Raw genomic sequence first — 15,256 nt, forward strand, 5'->3', positions numbered from 1 at the left:
CCGCCGATCGCGGGGCCGGGGAGCCCGATCGCGGGGCCGGGGAGCCCGGCCGGCAGCGGCCCGGCCGGCAGCGGCCCGGCCGGCAGCGGCCCGGCCGGCAGCGGCCCGGCCGGCAGCGGCCCGGCGGTCGGCGGCGTGGCGGTCAGCGACCCGGCGGTCGGCGCCATCGTCGGCCAAAACATCCCTCCCCGTCGTGCGGCTCAGCGTCGGATGCGGCGCAGCAGCGTCGCCGCCAGCGGAGCCATGTCGCGCCGGTCGAGCGGATAGGCCACCGTGGCGAACACCACCACGACCACGATCCCGCCCAGCATGCCCTGCGCCAGGCTGCCGATAACTGTGGGGGTCGCCCCGAGCAGGTGCCCGGCGCCGGTCACCGCCGCCCACCCGGCGAGCGCGGCCGCACCCGCGGACACGATACCGACCACGGTCACCCGGGTGAGGCCGGCGAGTGCGCCGGGGCCGGCTTTCCGGCGTACGGCGTAGACCAGCAGCACGCCGATGACACTCATCCCGGCCGCGTTCGCCGCGCCCAGGCCGAACACCTCCGGGCCGCCGCTGGTGGTCGTGGTCACCACCACGACCACGACCGCGGCCACCGCCCAGCCCACCGCGGTGGCGATCGCGGCCGCGACGGTGGCACCGCGGGCATAGAGCGCCCGCGACAGGATCGCGAACATGCTCCAGCCGAGCAGGCCGGGGGCGAAGCCGACGATTCCCGGCGCCGCGCCCCGGGCGTGGATCAGGAACGCTCCCGGCCCGGCCAGCACCACCAGCCCGGCCGCTCCGAGACAGGCCAGCAGCATGATCGACCGGGCGGTCCCGGAGAGCGCGGTGTCGAACGCCCGCTCGTCGCGCCGGGCCCAGGCGTCGGACAGCCGGGGGTAGACCGCCGTGGCGAGCGGCACCGCGAGCACCGCCCACGGCAGCAGGAACACGGTCTGGGCCGCGCCGTAGCGGGTGAGCGGCTCCTCGGCGCCGAGCACCACGATCAGGCCGATCACGATCTGCTGGGCGCCGACGGTGACCGCGCCGGCCCAGCCGAGCCGCACCGCGAGCCGGCCCTCGCCGCCCGGGAAGCGATAGCTCGGCCGCAGCCGCAGCCGGAGGCGGCGCAGCGGGATGAACAGGCAGAGCGCCAGCACCACGACGCCGAGGGTGGTGCCGCCCGAGAGGAGGTATTCGCCGCCGGTGGTCAGGCCGTCGAAGCCGGACCGGGCACCGTCGAGCCCGGCGTAGGTCAGGTAGGCCGTCATCACGGTGACGCTGGACAGCAGCGGCGCCAGGACCGGCCACGCGAAGCGGTGGTGCGACTGCAGCACGCCGGTCAGCACGATGCCGATGCCGTACAGCGGCAGTTGGGGTGCGAAGACCCGCAGCATCCGGGCGGCCAGTTCCTGGTGTTCCGGGGTCACGTTCTGCAGGAGCCCGCTGATCGGCCCGGCGGCCAGCGCGACGACGACGGCCAGCGGCACGGTCAGGGTGAGCACCCAGGTCAGCAACGCCGAGGTGACCTCGTCGACCCGCCGCCGGTCACCGGCCGCGACCGGGCCGGCCAGCAGCGGCACGACCAGGCTGGCCAGGGCCCCGCCGGCGACCAGCTCGAAGACGATGTTGGGGATCGTGTTGGCGGCGTTGTAGATGTTGGCCAGGCCGATGTCGCCGACCGTGTAGAGGAACACCAGCGTGCGGCCGAGACCGGCGATGCGCGCCAGCACGGTCAGCACCGCGATCAGTGCCGCCGCCCCCGCAATCCTGGCCACCGGAGCGGCCCGGCCGTCGGCAGCAGCGGGGCCAGCCGGTGCACCCTGCCCCGGCGGTGCACCCTGCCCCGGCAGTGCGGCCTGCCCCGGCAGTGCGGCCTGCCCCGGCAGTGCGGCCTGCCCCGGCAGTGCGGCCTGCCCCGGCGGTGCAGCCTGCCCCGGCGGTGCAGCCGGGCTCGGCCGGGCGGGCGTGGCGGCGTCGCTCTCCAGGGGGTCGGTCACGCGACGGGCTGGCGGCCGAGTTCGTCGGCCGCGCGCAGCCACGGCGTCTCCGCGATGACCTTGGTGAAGCTGACCCGCTCGCTGGCCGCCGTCAGCGACGCCAGGACGGTCAGGGCCAGCAAGCGGCCCGCGGTGCCGGTGCGGGCGGCCAGGGCCACCCCGAGCAGGGCGCCCAGGGCGTTGGCTCCCGAGTCGCCGAGCATGATGTCTTCGCCCAGGTCGGCCGGGAGCAGCGCACCGGCCGCGCCGAGCGTGCCCGCCGCGATGCCGCCGCCCGGGCCGGCCGCCAGCGGGGCGCCGGCGACCAGGCCGGCCTTGATGGCCCGGCCGGGGCGCAGGTCGAGCAGGTTGACCAGGTTGGCCAGGCCGGCGATCACGCCCGCCCCGAGCATCACGTCGACGCCCTTGCGAAAGCCGGTGTGCTGGCTGCCGAGCAGCGACGACGCGACCAGACCGGCCGCGCCGACCCCGGCGATCTTCACCAGGCCGGTGGTGACCTGGCCCTCGCGCAGCGCGCCCAGGTGCCCGGCGAAGCCCTTCGCGCCCTGCTGCTCGGGCCGGTTGCCCGCGACGTCGTCGTAGAAGCCGACCGTGCCCGCGACCGCACCCGCCGTGAGGGCGGCCGCCTTGGCCCGCAGGCCCGGCGCCCCGACCACCGCGCCGGCGGTCGCGCCGATGGCGAGCGCCGGACCTCCGGCGAGTGTCACCTGGCGACCGCGGAAGTTGGTCCGGACCAGGCCGGACGACTTCTGGTCGCTGAGGATCCAGTTCAGGGCACCGCGGGCGACGGTCGCGCCGACACCGAACGCCCGGAGGACTCCAATGGCCATGGAAGGGAAGTCTACGGACCGCGCGCTACGACGCGCCCTTGGGCACCAGGGACGAAGCCCCGGGCGCCAGACCGTATTGACCCACCTTGTTTTGCACGAAGCGCTCGACCGTGGCCATGCCGGCCGCCAGCTGCCCCTGGACGGTGCTCGCGTTGTCCACCGTGGAGATCGACTGGACCAGCGTCGGGTCACCCCGGACGGCGGAGATCAGGTTGCCGTCGCCGACCCCGTCGCCGGCGATCACCAGCGGGCGGCTCGCCGTCGACCCGGTCGCTCCCGGCCGCTTGCTGAACTGGTTGGCCAGGGTGACCGCGGACTGGCTCTTCTTGGCCGCGTCCTTGTCGACCGCGGGCGGCCCGGAGACGATCACCGTGCCCTCGGCGCCGCCGACCGCCTTGGCCTGCTTCTCGTCGACCGAGATGTAGCCGGCCTTGGTGTACGCCGTCAGGACCGCCGTCACGTCGTCGGCGGCCGGCTGCGAACCGCCCGCGCGCTGCAGCAGGGCCAGGGCGAGCTGGGCGCTGGCCGTCTCGACGCCGTCGCTGTTGACCGGCAGCCCCTCGAACGGGATCGTGCCCTGCGACGACTGGCTGGCCAGGTCGAGCAGCTCGGTGCTGACGTTGGGGTCGAAGAACTTGTCCTGCACCGTCACCCGGGCGGTGACCGTGGCCCCGGCGATCTGCAGCATCGAGATCACCCCGGCCATGTAGTCGCTGGTGTCGGGCAGCGCCACCACCAGGATCCGGCGGCCGGTCAGCTTGCCGTTGAGCAGCGTCGGCGCGATCTGGGTGGCGAAGTCCTGACTGCGGTTGATCTGGTCGCGGTATTGGTCGACCTGGTCGCGCTTGTTGCTGTTGTCCTTTTTCAGCGCGTCGAGCTGGTAGCGCAGGCTGTCGGCCACCGGCCCGTTGAGCGCGGCGGTGCCCACGACCAGACCGATGGCCAGGGCGAGGAAGACCGCGGTGAGCGACACCACGTGGTACCGGAAGTTGATCACGACGAAAGCCCCGAGGGTTGTTAGAAGAGGTGTCCCAGCTGGAAGACCAGATTGTCCCACCACTCGGAAACCACGGTGAGGTACGCCTTGCCGACCGTCGACACCGCGACCGCGGACGCCATCGCCGCGATCGCCGAGAGGATGAGCAGCAGCAGCGCGGACCCGGAGATGTTCTGCCGGTAGAGCCGGCTCACGCCCTTGGCGTCGACCAGCTTGCCGCCGACCTTGAGCCGGGTCAGGAAGGTCGAGGCCATGCCGCCGCGGCCCTTGTCGAGGAACTCGACCAGGTTGGCGTGCGTGCCGACGGCCACGATCAGGGTGGCGCCCTTGTCGTCGGCGAGCAGCATGGCCAGGTCTTCGCTGGTCGCCGCGGCCGGGAAGGTCAGCGCCGGCACGTCGAGCTTGCGCACCCGTTCGAGGCCGGGGGCCCGGCCGTCCGGATAGGCGTGCACGACCACCTCGGCGCCGCAGCGCAGCACGTCGTCGGTCACCGAGTCCATGTCGCCGATGATCAGGTCGGGCGTGTAGCCGGACTCGACCAGCGCGTCGGCCCCGCCGTCGACGCCGATCAGCACCGGCTTGTATTCGTGGATGTACGGCCGGAGGACGTCGAGGTCCTCCTTGTAGTCGTAGCCGCGGACCACGATCAGCACGTGCCGGCCGGAGATGCGGGTCTGCACCTCGGGCACGCCGACGCCGTCGAGGAGCAGGTCGCGCTCCTGCTTCAGATAGTCCATGGTGTTGGCCGCGAACGCCTCGAGCTGCACCGACAGGCCCTCGCGGGCGTCGGCCATCGAGGCGGCGACGGTGTCGGTGTCCTGCCGGACCCCGGTCGCGACCGGCTCGCCGCCGAGCAGCACGGTGTCGCCGTCGATGCTGACCAGGTCGCCCTCGTGGAGGCGGTCGAAGACGTCTTCACCGAGGTTGTCGACCAGCACGATCCCGTTTTTGATGAGCACCTCGGGGCCGAGGTTGGGGTATCGGCCCGAGATCGACGGTTTGGCGTTGAGCACCGCCGCGACACCGACCGCGACCAGCGAGTCGGCGGCCACCCGGTCGATGTCCACATGGTCGATCACGGCGACGTCGCCGGGGCGCAGCCGGCCGGCCAGACGCTTGGTCCGGCGGTCGAGGCGTGCGGTGCCGGTGACGGCGTCCGGATCGGCGCTGCGGGCTCGGCGGAGGGTGGGAAGTCGCATCTCGGCCATCCTGACACGACGAATCACGCGCCCTGCGCGCGACATGCGCGATCTCACCCACAAATGGGGCATAAAGCCGCCTCTCCCCCGTGGCCCGTCATTGTCCCAGCTCAGCTGGACGGTTGGGAAGGCGTCAGCCGCGCTTCTCCTTGTCGGCCACCGCGAGCAGCTCCTCGGCGTGCGCGATGCCCAGATCGGAGTCGGGCAGGCCGGCCAGCATGCGGGCCAGCTCACGGGCCCGCTGAGTCTCCTCGACGATGCTCACCCCGCTGGTCGTGATCGCGCCGCTGGTGTCCTTGGCCACCACCAGGTGGCGGTCGGCGAACGCGGCCACCTGCGGCAGGTGGGTCACCACCAGCACCTGGTGACTGCGGGCGAGGCGGGCCAGCCGGCGGCCGATCTCGACCGCGGCCTGACCGCCGACGCCGGCGTCGACCTCGTCGAAGACCAGCGTCTCGGGACCGCCCGCACCGGCGAAGACCACCTCGATGGCGAGCATCACCCGGGACAGCTCACCGCCCGAGGCACCCTTCTGCAGGGGCAGGGACGGCGCGCCCGGGTGGGCCAGCAGCCGCAGCTCGACCTCGTCGGCGCCGTCCGGCCCGGCCGCCACCTCGGCACCGTCGATGGTCACCGTCGGCTCATCGCGGCCCACCGGGCGCGGCAGCACCGCCACCTCGACCCGGGCGTGCGGCATGGCGAGACCGGCCAGCTCGACGCTGACCGCCTCGGAGAACCGGACCGCCGCCTCGGCCCGCGCCGCGGTCAGCCGGCCGGACAGCTCGCCGACCTGGAGGGCCAGGCGCTGCCGCTCCTTGTCGAGCTCCTCCAGCAGCTCGTCGGAGGTGTCGAGCGCGGCCAGCTTGGTGCGGGCCTCCTCGGCCCAGACGATCACGCCTTCGACGTCGTCGGCGTATTTGCGGGTGAGGCCGCGCAGCGCGGCCCGGCGCTCGTAGATCTGCTCCAGCCGGGCCGGGTCGGCGTCGAGCTCGCCCAGGTAGGCCGAGAGCTCGGACGAGACGTCGCCGATCAGGGTCGCCGCCTCCTCGAGACGAGCGGCCAGATCACCCAGCTTGGGGTCGGTGCCGGCCTGGCCCTCGAGGGTGCGGCGGGCGAGCCCGAGCAGCTGGGTCGCGTCGGGCGCGTCCTCGGCCACCTCGACCCCGCTGGCCAGCGCCTGCGCGGCCTGGGCGGCGGCCACCCGCAGGCCCTCGGCGTGCTCGAGCCGCTGCGCCTCGGCGCGCAGATCGTCATCCTCGCCCGGCTGGGGGTCGACCCGGCTGATCTCGTCGAGGCCGAGCTTGAGCAGGTCGGCCTCCTGCGAGCGGGTCCGCGCGTTGCGCCGCCGGTCGGCCAGGTCGTCGACCACCGACCGCCAGCGGGTGTAGGTCTCGCGGTAGGTCTCGAGCAGCTTCTCGTGGTCGGGGCCGGCGAACCGGTCGAGCGAGCCCCGCTGCTCGGACGGGCGCAGCAGCCGCAGCTGGTCGGACTGGCCGTGCACGGCCAGCACCTGGTCGCCGACCTCGCTCAGCATCGACACCGGCATGCTCCGGCCGCCGACGTGGGCGCGGGACCGGCCCTCGATCGTGACCGTGCGGCTGAGCAGCAGCGATCCGTCGTCGTCGGGCTCGCCGCCGGCCTCGGTGATGCGGGCCAGGACGGTGTCGGCGAGCTTGCCCCGGAGCCGCAGCCGGCCCTCGACCACCGCGCGGCCCGGGTCGGCCCGCACCCGCCCGGCGTCGGCCCGGCCGCCGAACAGCAGGCCCAGCCCGGTGACCACCATGGTCTTTCCGGCTCCGGTCTCGCCGGTGATCACATTCATGCCCGTGGTCAGACGCAGGGTGGTGTCGTCGATGACACCGAGCCCGGTGATCCGCAGTTCCTCCAGCACACGGCAGACAGTATCGGGGCCCTCTGACATTTGCCCAACGGGCCCGACCTGATCAGCGTCTATTGCCCCGCCAGCCCTCGACCGGAAGTGCGAACTTCGCCACCAGCGTGTCGGTGAACGGCCGCGGGGCCAGACGCACCAGGCGTACGGGAAGCCGGCCCCGCTCGACCGTGACCTTCGCACCGGGCGGAAGGTCCCAGGTGCGGCGACCGTCACAGCAGAGCACCGCGAACGAGGTGTAGGGGTCGACGGTCAGCACGAAAGTCGACGTCGGCGCGGTCACCAGCGGCCGGCTGAACAGCGCGTGGGCGCTGATCGGCACCAGCAGCAGTGCCTCCACCTCGGGCCAGACCACCGGACCGCCACCGGAGAACGCGTACGCCGTGGAACCGGTCGGGGTCGCGCAGACCACCCCGTCGCAGCCGTAGCGGGACAGCGGCCGCCCGTCGACGTCGACCATCAGCTCGAGCATCTGGGCCCGCTGGCCCTTCTCGACGCTGACCTCGTTGAGCGCCCACGACTCGGCGATCAGCCGCCCGTCGTATTCCGCCCGGACGTCGAGGGTGAGCCGCTCGTCCACCTTGTAGGTGCCGGCGACGATGTCCTTGACCGCCTGGTCGAGGTGATCGATCTCGGCCTCGGCCAGGAAGCCGACCTTGCCCAGGTTGATGCCGAGCAGCGGCGCCTTGACTGGCCGGGCCAGCTCGGCCGCCCGCAGGAACGTGCCGTCACCGCCGAGCGCGAGCACGATCTCGACGCCCTCGGCCGCGGCCGGGTCGTCGACCGGGGTCACCTCGGCGGGCAGCTTCAGGTCGCGCACCTCTTCGGCGATGACCCGCACCTCGAAGCCGGCCGCGAGCAGATCGCGGGCCACCGCCTCCGCGTGCTGCGTGCTGGCCCGGCGCCCGGTGTGCGTGACCAGCAGCGCCGAGCGGCTCATGGTTCCTCCACAGAAGATGACGGCGACGGCCCGGCAGAAGTTACCTCCCCGGACGGCCCGGCGGCGACCACTCGGTCGATCTCCGCTCGATCGGCGGGTGGCGCGTCCCGGCGGAACCAGACGAAGAACTCGACGTTGCCGCTCGGGCCGGGCAGCGGGCTGGCGGTCACCCCGGCCACGCCCAGGCCCAGTTCGGCGGCGGCGGCCGCCACGTCGGACACGGCCTCGGCCCGCAGCGGCCAGTCGCGCACCACGCCGCCCGCGCCGACCCGCTCCCGGCCGACCTCGAACTGCGGTTTCACCATCAGCGCGAGGTCGCCGCCGTCGGCCGTGCAGGCGGCCAGGGCGGGCAGCACCAGCCGCAGCGAGATGAACGACAGATCGGCGACCGTGAGATCGACCACACCGCCGATCAGCTCCGGGGTCAGCGTGCGCACGTTCGTCCGCTCGAAGACCTCGACCCGCTCGTCGGTGCGGATCGGCCAGGCCAGCTGCCCGTAGCCGACGTCGACCGCGACGACCGTCGCCGCCCCCGCGCGCAGAAGCACATCGGTGAACCCACCGGTCGAGGCGCCGGCGTCGAGACACCGGCGACCGCTGACGGCCAGGCCCCGGGGTGCGAAGGCGGCCAGCGCACCGGCCAGCTTGTGGCCGCCCCGCGACACGTATTCGTCGGCCGGATCCTCGCCGGTGACCAGCACCGGATCGGCCGGGTCGATCATCGCGGCCACCTTGCGCGCCACGGTGCCGCGGACCTGCACTCGACCGGCCTCGACCAGCTGGGCGGCCTGCTCACGCGACCGGGCCAGCTTCCGGCGGACCAGCTCGGCGTCCAGGCGCGCGCGGCGCGCCATCAGGCAGACCCCATTTCCGTACGCGACATCAGCCGTCGATGCTCGCCAGGGTCTCCTGGAGCACCTGGTGAGCCGCCTCGTATTCGGCGATCTGGGCGCCCGGCGCGAGACGGGACGCGTTCTCCAGCGACCGCAGTACGGCGTCGACCGCCGGGTGGCCGGTCTCGGTCACGACCTCCCCGTCGGACACCGGCTCGAGGGCGGGCGCGGCCGGGGCCGCGTACGTCTGAGGGGTGGGCGGGGGTCCCGGCCGGAACCCACCGGGGGGTGGCCCGGGTTTGGGGAGCTGCGGGCCCGAGCTGTTCGGGAAGGTCACGGTGTCACGCCTCCGGCGTCGTCGTCGGGGTGGCCGCCTTCTTCGCGGGCGCCTTCCGGGCTGCGGTCTTCGCCGGAGCCGCCTTCTTCGCCGGAGCCTTCTTGGCCGCGGTCTTCCTGGCCGGGGCCGCCTTCTTGACCGGAGCCGACTGGCCCGCCGTGCTCGACTGGCCCGCCGTGGCCGACTGGCCCGCCGTGGCCGCCTCGCTCGCTGTGGCCGTCTCGCTCGCCACCGCTCGCAGAGCCTCGCGCTCGGCCGCCGACAGCTCCTCGCCGATCGACTCGGACAGCACGTCATCGGCCGGCGCCGAAGCGCTGGACGCCACCGTGCCCGGCGACGGCGCGCCCGCTGCCGGAAGCTCCGTGGCGGCGGCCGCCGCCCTGACCCCGGCGACCGGCGATCCGGCGGTGCCGGCGGGAACCGACGGCTCGGCCGGTGCCGCCTTCTTCGCGACCGACTTCTTGGCCACGGCCTTCTTGGCTACCGCCTTCTTGGCTACGGCCTTCTTGGCTGGAGCGGGCCGGGCCGGGCTCGGCTGGGAGGGAATCGCCACCGCCTCGGCCGCCTTCTTCGCGACCGCCTTCTTGGCGACCTTGCTCGGGGCCGCCGTCCGGGCCGGCACCGGGGCGCCCCCGGCCGTCGCCGCCCGGGCCTGCGCCTCGCCCAGCTGCTTCTCCAGGTCGCGCACCTTGGTCGTCAGCTCGGACACCTCGTCGGCGGTGGCCAGGCCCACCACGCCGAGCGCCCGGTCGACCTCGTACCGCACGATGTTGGTCAGTGCCTCGCGGTTGGCCACGCTCGCCTGCAACAGGTCCTCGACCAGACCCTGCAGCTGGGCCGCCGTGGCACCGCCACGGTTGACCAACTCGCCGGCCACCTTCTGCGCCCTTTTCCGGGGCGCCTCGGTCAATCCGAGCGCCATCTCCAGATACGCCCGCCATGCGTCAGGCATGAAACCGCTCCTCTCGGGGCAACTCGTCGGGTGCCACGCTACCGGGCGGTTCCTGAGACTTCGTGAGGTACCGTGCGGTACGCACAGCGGGTGTCGCGAAAAGAGGTATCGCATGGCCACCGTGGACGAGTGCCGGCAGGCGTTGAAAGACCTCGCCGCCAAGCTCGACTCCGCCGTCGAGGCCCAGGGCCGGCTCGACCTCGAGCGCACCCTGGCCTGCCGCATCACCGATCTCCCGGCCGCGTTCAGCGCCCGGCTCAGCGGCGGCCGCCTGCTCGACATCGCCGACGGCGACAACCCCAAGGCCAAGATCGCCCTGAGCACCTCGAGCGACAACCTCCTCGCCCTGGTGGGCGGCCGGCTCGACCTGGCCCGGGCCATCGCCTCCCGGCAGGTCTCACTCAGCGCCAACCCGTTTGATCTGCTGAAGCTCCGCAAACTTCTCTGAGAAACCGCTCATGCCGGCCGGGCCGGGGCCGATGGGGTCGCCCGCTGGATCCCCCGGAGGGCAGGAGTCATCGCCATGATGGTCGAGGAGATCGCCGCGGCCGCCGAGTCGGCGCGCTGGAACACCTACACGGCGTGGGCGCAGATGCAGGCCCAGCGGGCCCGCATGCTCAGCGACATCGCCACGCACGCCGAGCCGGCGATCGTGGCCGCCGACCGCGTCCAGATGGACAACGCCCGGCAGGAGTTCACCCGCCGCCGCAACTCCGGCATCGACGTCACCGCCTGAAACCCCGCCACCCGCCAGCACGCCTCGGTCAGCCGGGCGCGGCGGGGCAGCGTGGGGACAGCCGCCATGCGTGGATCATCGGGGCTGCAACGCGGGCATTTGCCAGCCTTCGGCCAACCGCGAAGATCGGACATTGACCCCGCCGCCGAAGAACTCGCAGAACTTCAGGATCAGCGGATCCCAGCGTTGCGGGTCGACGTAGTGGGTTCCCGGGATCACCAGGCCGTCCTCGACGTGCGCCCGCAGCACCCGCACCTGGAAACCGGTCGCGCCGGCATCGAACGGCCGCCCCTCGACCACCCGGCACTCCAGCTGGACCGGGCACTCTTTCACCCGCGGCGGCTCCACCAGATCGGACCCCTGCCGGGTGAACCCGCCGAGCGCGAACTTGTCCTTGACGTGCACATAACCCTGCTCCCGGCGATACGGCTTGATCTCCGTCTTCCCGGTGGTGAGCGCGATCCGGTCGACCGCGCCGGCCAGGTCCGAGGACGCCAGGTTGAGCACGCACTCCCCGTGCCGCCGGAGGTTCGCCGACGTCTGGCTGCTGTTGGCCATCCCGAGCATCGCCGAGTCGCCGAGCCACCAGGCCGACGACATGGGCGCGAGGTTGGCGCTCCCGTCCGGGTTGACGGTGCTGATCAGGACGACGGGCGTACCGAAGTAGAGGACCTTGAGCCCCGGAACGATATGCATGCCTCCATGCTCGCCGGGCCGGATCTCCGAAGCTGGCGGCATTCGGACATCTCGTTCAGGCCGACTTCAACCCCCAGGACTCGAGCAGGGACTTCGCCTCCGGGGAGGCGGCTTGCACGGGTACGCCGTTCCAGGTCGCGCCACACAGCAGGCGGAGGGCCGCGACCGGGTCGCCTTCACCGGACAGGACAGCCGCGTCGTCGTGGCGTTCCAGGTGCCAGCCGGCCAGGTCGTCGCCCTCGGCCGGCACGACCGACTCGGAGGCCGGCCGGAACAGCCCCGACAGGTCGGCGGCCACATAGGTGGGACGCTGTTCCGGCGGTGCGGCCAGCAGGTCGGCCGGGCCGCTCACGCCGGTCAGCACGAGCAGCGAGGGCATGCCGGCGCCGACCGCACCCTGAATGTCGGTGTCGAGACGGTCGCCCACGGCCAGCGGCTTCGCCGAGTCGGACAGCGAGGCGGCCGTGGTGAACAGCGCCGGCTCGGGCTTGCCGACGACCAGGTCGGGCTCGCGGTCGAGGGCGGTGCGGATGACCGCGACCAGCGAACCGTTGCCCGGGAGCGCACCCCGCGGGCTGGGCAGCGTGCGGTCGGTGTTGGTGGCGACCCAGATCGCGCCGGCCCGGATCGCCAGCGCGGCCTCGGACAGAACACGCCAGCCGACGTCAGGTCCGTAACCCTGCACGACCGCGGCCGGCTTGTCGTCGGCGGTCTCAACGACCCGCAGGCCGGCGTCGCGGACCTCGGCCCGCAACGCTTCGGCACCGACGACCAGCACGGCCGAGCCGGCCGGGAGACGCCGGGCAAGAACCGCGGCGGCGGCGCCGGCCGAGGTGAGAACCTCGTCCGGCGCGGCCTGTACGCCCATGCCGGTCAGCAGGGCGGCCACGTCAGCGGCCCGCCGAGACGCGTTGTTCGTCGCGTACGCCACCGGGGTGCCGGCCGCCCGCAGCTTCTCGACCGCCGCCGACGCCCCGTCGATCGGCTTGTCGATCAGGTAGATGACGCCGTCGAGGTCGAAGATGACCAGGTCGTGCTCGTCGGCCAGCACCCCGCTCACTCCTGCGGACGCTTCGGCTCGGCCTCGTCCACAAACGCGTCGTCGCCCGCCTTAGCGTCCTCACCCTTGACGCCGTCGTCGAACTGCCCATGCTGGTCGGTGCCGACCCGTCCCCCGACCCGGTCGTCGAACTGTCCGTGCTGCTCGGTGCTGACACCGCCACCCGGCGCATCGTCGAACTGACCGTGCTGGTCAGTGCTCACACCGCCACCCGGCGCATCGTCGAACTGACCGTGCTGGTCAGTGCTCACACCGCCACCCGGCGCGTCGTCGAACTGACCGTGCTGGTCAGTGCTGACACCACCGGCCGGCGCGTCGACAACCTGGTCCGCCGCCGGCGCATCGTCGAACTCGCCGTGCTGGTCGGTGTTGACGCCGCCGTTCGGGCCCTCGGCGAGATCGTCGTCCTGTTCGACCTCGTCCTCGCCGTCGCCGTCCTCGTCGTCCTCGACCTCGTCGAAGTCGTCGTCGTCCTCGTCGCCGGCGCGCTCGCCGCCTTCGAGGTCGTCGTCGTCTTCGTCGTCCTCGTCCTCGTCGAGTGCGTCGGTGTTGAGGTCGGTGGCGGCCACGTCGGTGGCCTCATCGTCCTCATCGTCGTCGTACTCGTCGTCATCTTCGTCGTCGTCGTAGTCGTCGGCCTCGTCGTCGATGTCCGCGGCGTCGCCGTCACGCTCGTCGTCGATCTCGCGGTCGAGTTCGGCGTCCTCGTCGTCTTCCTCGTCGTCGCCCTCGATCGTGACCCCGTCCAGTTCGAGCAGCCGCTCGGCGGCGTTCGTGAGCTGGTCCTCGTCAACTGCCGCGGCCCGGGCGAACCACTCCCGCGCCTCCTCGCGCCTTCCGGCGGCGAGGAGGGCATCGGCGTACGCGTAACGCAACCGCGCCGCCCACTCGGCATCGTCGTCCGAGGTCAGCTCCCGCACCTGAAGCATCGCGACCGCGGCGTCGTGCTGGCCGAGATCGCCCCGGGCACCGGCCGCCACGATCAGCAGCTCGATCGCGCCCGCCTTGTCGAGCGACTCCATATCGGCGCCCCGGTAGAGGTCGATCGCCCGCTCCGGCCGGCCGAGCGCACGCTCACAGTCGGCCAGCTCGGCCAGGTGAGTCTGCTTCCCGGTCATCCGGTGATAGGTCCGAAGCTCGGCGATCGCGGTCGTCCAGTCACCGGCCGCGTAGGCCGCCAGACCCACCGCCTCACGCACCACGGCAATCCGCGACGCCAGCCGCCGCGCCGCGATCGCGTGCTGCAGCGCCAGCTCGGAATCCTCGTCGATGACCTGGCCGGCCGCCACCAGATGCCGGGCGACGGTGTCGGCGGTGTCGCGGGCCAGCGCGATCAGCTCCGAACGCACCTCAGGATCGAGGTCGGCCGCGACGATCTCGTCGGGGATCTCCGGCGCCCGGTACGTGTTCTCCTCGGTCCCGGCCTCGTCCCGGTAGCCGCCCCGGTCGCGGTCGTCCCGGAACCCCCCGCCCTGCGGACGGTCACCCTGGGGCCGGTCACCGTACGGCCGCTCCCGGTCACCCCGGAACCCGCCGTCGGACCGGTTGCCGGGCCGGTCGGAGCCGAAGCCACCCCGGTCACGGTCGCCACCGCGGAACCCGCCGCCCTGCGGACGGTCGCCGCCACTGCGGAAGCCACCGCCCTGCGGACGGTCACCACCACTACGGAACCCGCCCCGGTCACCGGAGCCACCCCGGTCACGGTCCCCACGGGGCGCACCGGAACCGCCCTGGAAGCTGCCCCGCGAGCCACCCGAGTCGCGGTCACCCCGGAAGCCGCCACGGTCGCCGCCGCCCTGATAGCCGGGCCGGTCACGATCGCCACCCCGGAAGCCACCACCCTGCGGACGGTCACCACCACGGAAACCCCCGCGGTCGCCACCGTCGCGGAAGCCACCACCCTGCGGACGGTCGCCGCGGTCGCCCTGCGGACGGTCACTGCGGAACCCACCGCGCTCGCCGCCCTCGCGGTCACCCCGGAAGCCGCCGCCTTGGGGACGGTCGCCGCCACCCTGGTAACCACCGCGGTCACGGTCACCGCTACTGCGGAAACCGCCACCCTGCGGACGATCGCCGCCACTGCGGAAGCCACCGCCCTGCGGACGGTCACCACCACTACGGAATCCGCCCCGGTCGCCGGAGCCGCCGCGGTCCCGGTCGCCCCCGCGGAACCCGCCGCGGTCGCCCTGGTAACCACCACGGTCACGGTCGCCGCCGCCCTGGGGCCGGTCGCCCTGGAAGCCGCCACCTTGCGGGCGGTCACCGCCACGGAAGCCACCACGGTCTCCGCCCCGGTCGCCGCCACCCTGGTAACCACCACGGTCACGGTCGCCACCACGGAACCCGCCACCCTGCGGACGGTCACCACCACTACGGAAGCCACCACCCTGCGGACGATCGCCACCACTACGGAAGCCACCACCCTGCGGACGATCGCCACCACTACGGAAGCCACCACCCTGCGGACGATCGCCACCACTGCGGAAGCCACCACCCTGCGGACGATCGCCGCCGCTGCGGAAACCGCCACCCTGGGGACGATCGCTGCGGAAGCCACCCCGGTCGCCGCCACCCTCACGGTCACCCCGGAAGCCACCACCCTGCGGACGGTCACCACCACTGCGGAAGCCACCACGGTCGCCGCCACCCTGGTAACCACCACGGTCACGGTCGCCACCACGGAAACCGCCACCCTGCGGACGGTCACCACCACTGCGGAAGCCACCACCCTGCGGACGATCGCCGCCGCTGCGGAAACCGCCACCCTGGGGACGATCGCTGCGGAAGCCACCCCGGTCGCCGC

16 protein-coding genes are annotated in these 15,256 nt (G+C 73.1%); 3 read left to right on the forward strand and 13 right to left on the reverse strand.

Going from position 1 to position 15,256, the window contains the following annotated elements:
* The 10 genes from AB0M88_RS49535 to AB0M88_RS49580 form a co-directional block, all read right to left on the reverse strand.
* Nucleotides 1-182 (reverse strand): hypothetical protein (locus AB0M88_RS49535; protein ID WP_364114638.1); only part of this gene is annotated, 182 nt, incomplete at its 3' end.
* Nucleotides 183-200: 18 nt separating this feature from the next.
* Complete coding sequence (locus AB0M88_RS49540; RefSeq protein WP_364114640.1) at nucleotides 201-1,760, reverse strand: lipid II flippase MurJ; 1,560 nt, start codon at nucleotides 1,758-1,760, stop codon at nucleotides 201-203.
* A 218-nt stretch (nucleotides 1,761-1,978) separates the two neighbouring features.
* Nucleotides 1,979-2,812: a hypothetical protein gene (locus AB0M88_RS49545; protein WP_364114642.1), complete on the reverse strand. Its 834-nt coding sequence runs from the start codon at nucleotides 2,810-2,812 to the stop codon at nucleotides 1,979-1,981.
* 25 nt (nucleotides 2,813-2,837) lie between these two features.
* Nucleotides 2,838-3,809: a copper transporter gene (locus AB0M88_RS49550; RefSeq protein ID WP_364114644.1), complete on the reverse strand. Its 972-nt coding sequence runs from the start codon at nucleotides 3,807-3,809 to the stop codon at nucleotides 2,838-2,840.
* A gap of 20 nt (nucleotides 3,810-3,829) precedes the next feature.
* Nucleotides 3,830-5,008, reverse strand: coding sequence for a putative cytokinetic ring protein SteA (gene steA / locus AB0M88_RS49555; RefSeq protein WP_364114646.1), 1,179 nt, complete (start codon nucleotides 5,006-5,008; stop codon nucleotides 3,830-3,832).
* A gap of 133 nt (nucleotides 5,009-5,141) precedes the next feature.
* Nucleotides 5,142-6,899: a DNA repair protein RecN gene (gene recN / locus AB0M88_RS49560; RefSeq protein WP_364114648.1), complete on the reverse strand. Its 1,758-nt coding sequence runs from the start codon at nucleotides 6,897-6,899 to the stop codon at nucleotides 5,142-5,144.
* A gap of 52 nt (nucleotides 6,900-6,951) precedes the next feature.
* Nucleotides 6,952-7,839: an NAD kinase gene (locus tag AB0M88_RS49565; RefSeq protein ID WP_364114650.1), complete on the reverse strand. Its 888-nt coding sequence runs from the start codon at nucleotides 7,837-7,839 to the stop codon at nucleotides 6,952-6,954.
* Entirely contained in the window at nucleotides 7,836-8,693 is an 858-nt protein-coding gene (locus AB0M88_RS49570; RefSeq protein WP_364114652.1) for a TlyA family RNA methyltransferase, read from the reverse strand. The genes AB0M88_RS49565 and AB0M88_RS49570 overlap by 4 nt, the downstream gene beginning before the upstream one ends.
* A gap of 28 nt (nucleotides 8,694-8,721) precedes the next feature.
* Complete coding sequence (locus tag AB0M88_RS49575; RefSeq protein WP_364114654.1) at nucleotides 8,722-9,009, reverse strand: hypothetical protein; 288 nt, start codon at nucleotides 9,007-9,009, stop codon at nucleotides 8,722-8,724.
* Nucleotides 9,010-9,013: 4 nt separating this feature from the next.
* Complete coding sequence (locus AB0M88_RS49580) at nucleotides 9,014-9,961, reverse strand: hypothetical protein (protein ID WP_364114656.1); 948 nt, start codon at nucleotides 9,959-9,961, stop codon at nucleotides 9,014-9,016.
* A gap of 112 nt (nucleotides 9,962-10,073) precedes the next feature.
* Between AB0M88_RS49580 and AB0M88_RS49585 the strand changes: the two genes are divergently transcribed.
* Together AB0M88_RS49585 and AB0M88_RS49590 are read left to right on the forward strand one after the other, a co-directional pair.
* Entirely contained in the window at nucleotides 10,074-10,409 is a 336-nt protein-coding gene (locus AB0M88_RS49585; protein WP_364114658.1) for an SCP2 sterol-binding domain-containing protein, read from the forward strand.
* A gap of 75 nt (nucleotides 10,410-10,484) precedes the next feature.
* Complete coding sequence (locus tag AB0M88_RS49590) at nucleotides 10,485-10,697, forward strand: hypothetical protein (protein ID WP_364114660.1); 213 nt, start codon at nucleotides 10,485-10,487, stop codon at nucleotides 10,695-10,697.
* Nucleotides 10,698-10,772: 75 nt separating this feature from the next.
* Here the strand turns inward: AB0M88_RS49590 and AB0M88_RS49595 are convergent, their stop codons facing one another.
* The 3 genes from AB0M88_RS49595 to AB0M88_RS49605 are packed head-to-tail and all read right to left on the reverse strand — an operon-like array spanning nucleotide 10,773 to nucleotide 13,802.
* Nucleotides 10,773-11,393, reverse strand: coding sequence for a flavin reductase family protein (locus AB0M88_RS49595; RefSeq protein WP_364114662.1), 621 nt, complete (start codon nucleotides 11,391-11,393; stop codon nucleotides 10,773-10,775).
* Between the two features lie 55 nt (nucleotides 11,394-11,448).
* Complete coding sequence (locus AB0M88_RS49600) at nucleotides 11,449-12,453, reverse strand: HAD-IIA family hydrolase (RefSeq protein WP_364114664.1); 1,005 nt, start codon at nucleotides 12,451-12,453, stop codon at nucleotides 11,449-11,451.
* Complete coding sequence (locus tag AB0M88_RS49605) at nucleotides 12,450-13,802, reverse strand: hypothetical protein (protein ID WP_364114666.1); 1,353 nt, start codon at nucleotides 13,800-13,802, stop codon at nucleotides 12,450-12,452. Before AB0M88_RS49605 ends, AB0M88_RS49600 begins: the two co-directional genes overlap by 4 nt.
* Here AB0M88_RS49605 and AB0M88_RS49610 point away from each other — a divergent pair.
* Nucleotides 13,746-15,256, forward strand: a 1,511-nt coding sequence (locus AB0M88_RS49610; protein WP_364114668.1) for a hypothetical protein, incomplete at its 3' end; no start/stop codon positions are given. The genes AB0M88_RS49605 and AB0M88_RS49610 overlap by 57 nt on opposite strands.

It is taken from the genome of Actinoplanes sp. NPDC051411 (assembly GCF_040682075.1).
Classification (GTDB): domain Bacteria; phylum Actinomycetota; class Actinomycetes; order Mycobacteriales; family Micromonosporaceae; genus Actinoplanes.

Coding starts and splice junctions, on each gene's coding strand:
- steA (WP_364114646.1), bottom strand. CDS start 5,008: ATGCGACTTCCCACCCTCCGCCGAGCCCGCAGCGCCGATCCGGACGCC.
- AB0M88_RS49565 (WP_364114650.1), bottom strand. CDS start 7,839: ATGAGCCGCTCGGCGCTGCTGGTCACGCACACCGGGCGCCGGGCCAGC.
- AB0M88_RS49570 (WP_364114652.1), bottom strand. CDS start 8,693: ATGGCGCGCCGCGCGCGCCTGGACGCCGAGCTGGTCCGCCGGAAGCTG.
- AB0M88_RS49590 (WP_364114660.1), top strand. CDS start 10,485: ATGATGGTCGAGGAGATCGCCGCGGCCGCCGAGTCGGCGCGCTGGAAC.
- AB0M88_RS49545 (WP_364114642.1), bottom strand. CDS start 2,812: ATGGCCATTGGAGTCCTCCGGGCGTTCGGTGTCGGCGCGACCGTCGCC.
- AB0M88_RS49580 (WP_364114656.1), bottom strand. CDS start 9,961: ATGCCTGACGCATGGCGGGCGTATCTGGAGATGGCGCTCGGATTGACC.
- AB0M88_RS49595 (WP_364114662.1), bottom strand. CDS start 11,393: ATGCATATCGTTCCGGGGCTCAAGGTCCTCTACTTCGGTACGCCCGTC.
- AB0M88_RS49585 (WP_364114658.1), top strand. CDS start 10,074: ATGGCCACCGTGGACGAGTGCCGGCAGGCGTTGAAAGACCTCGCCGCC.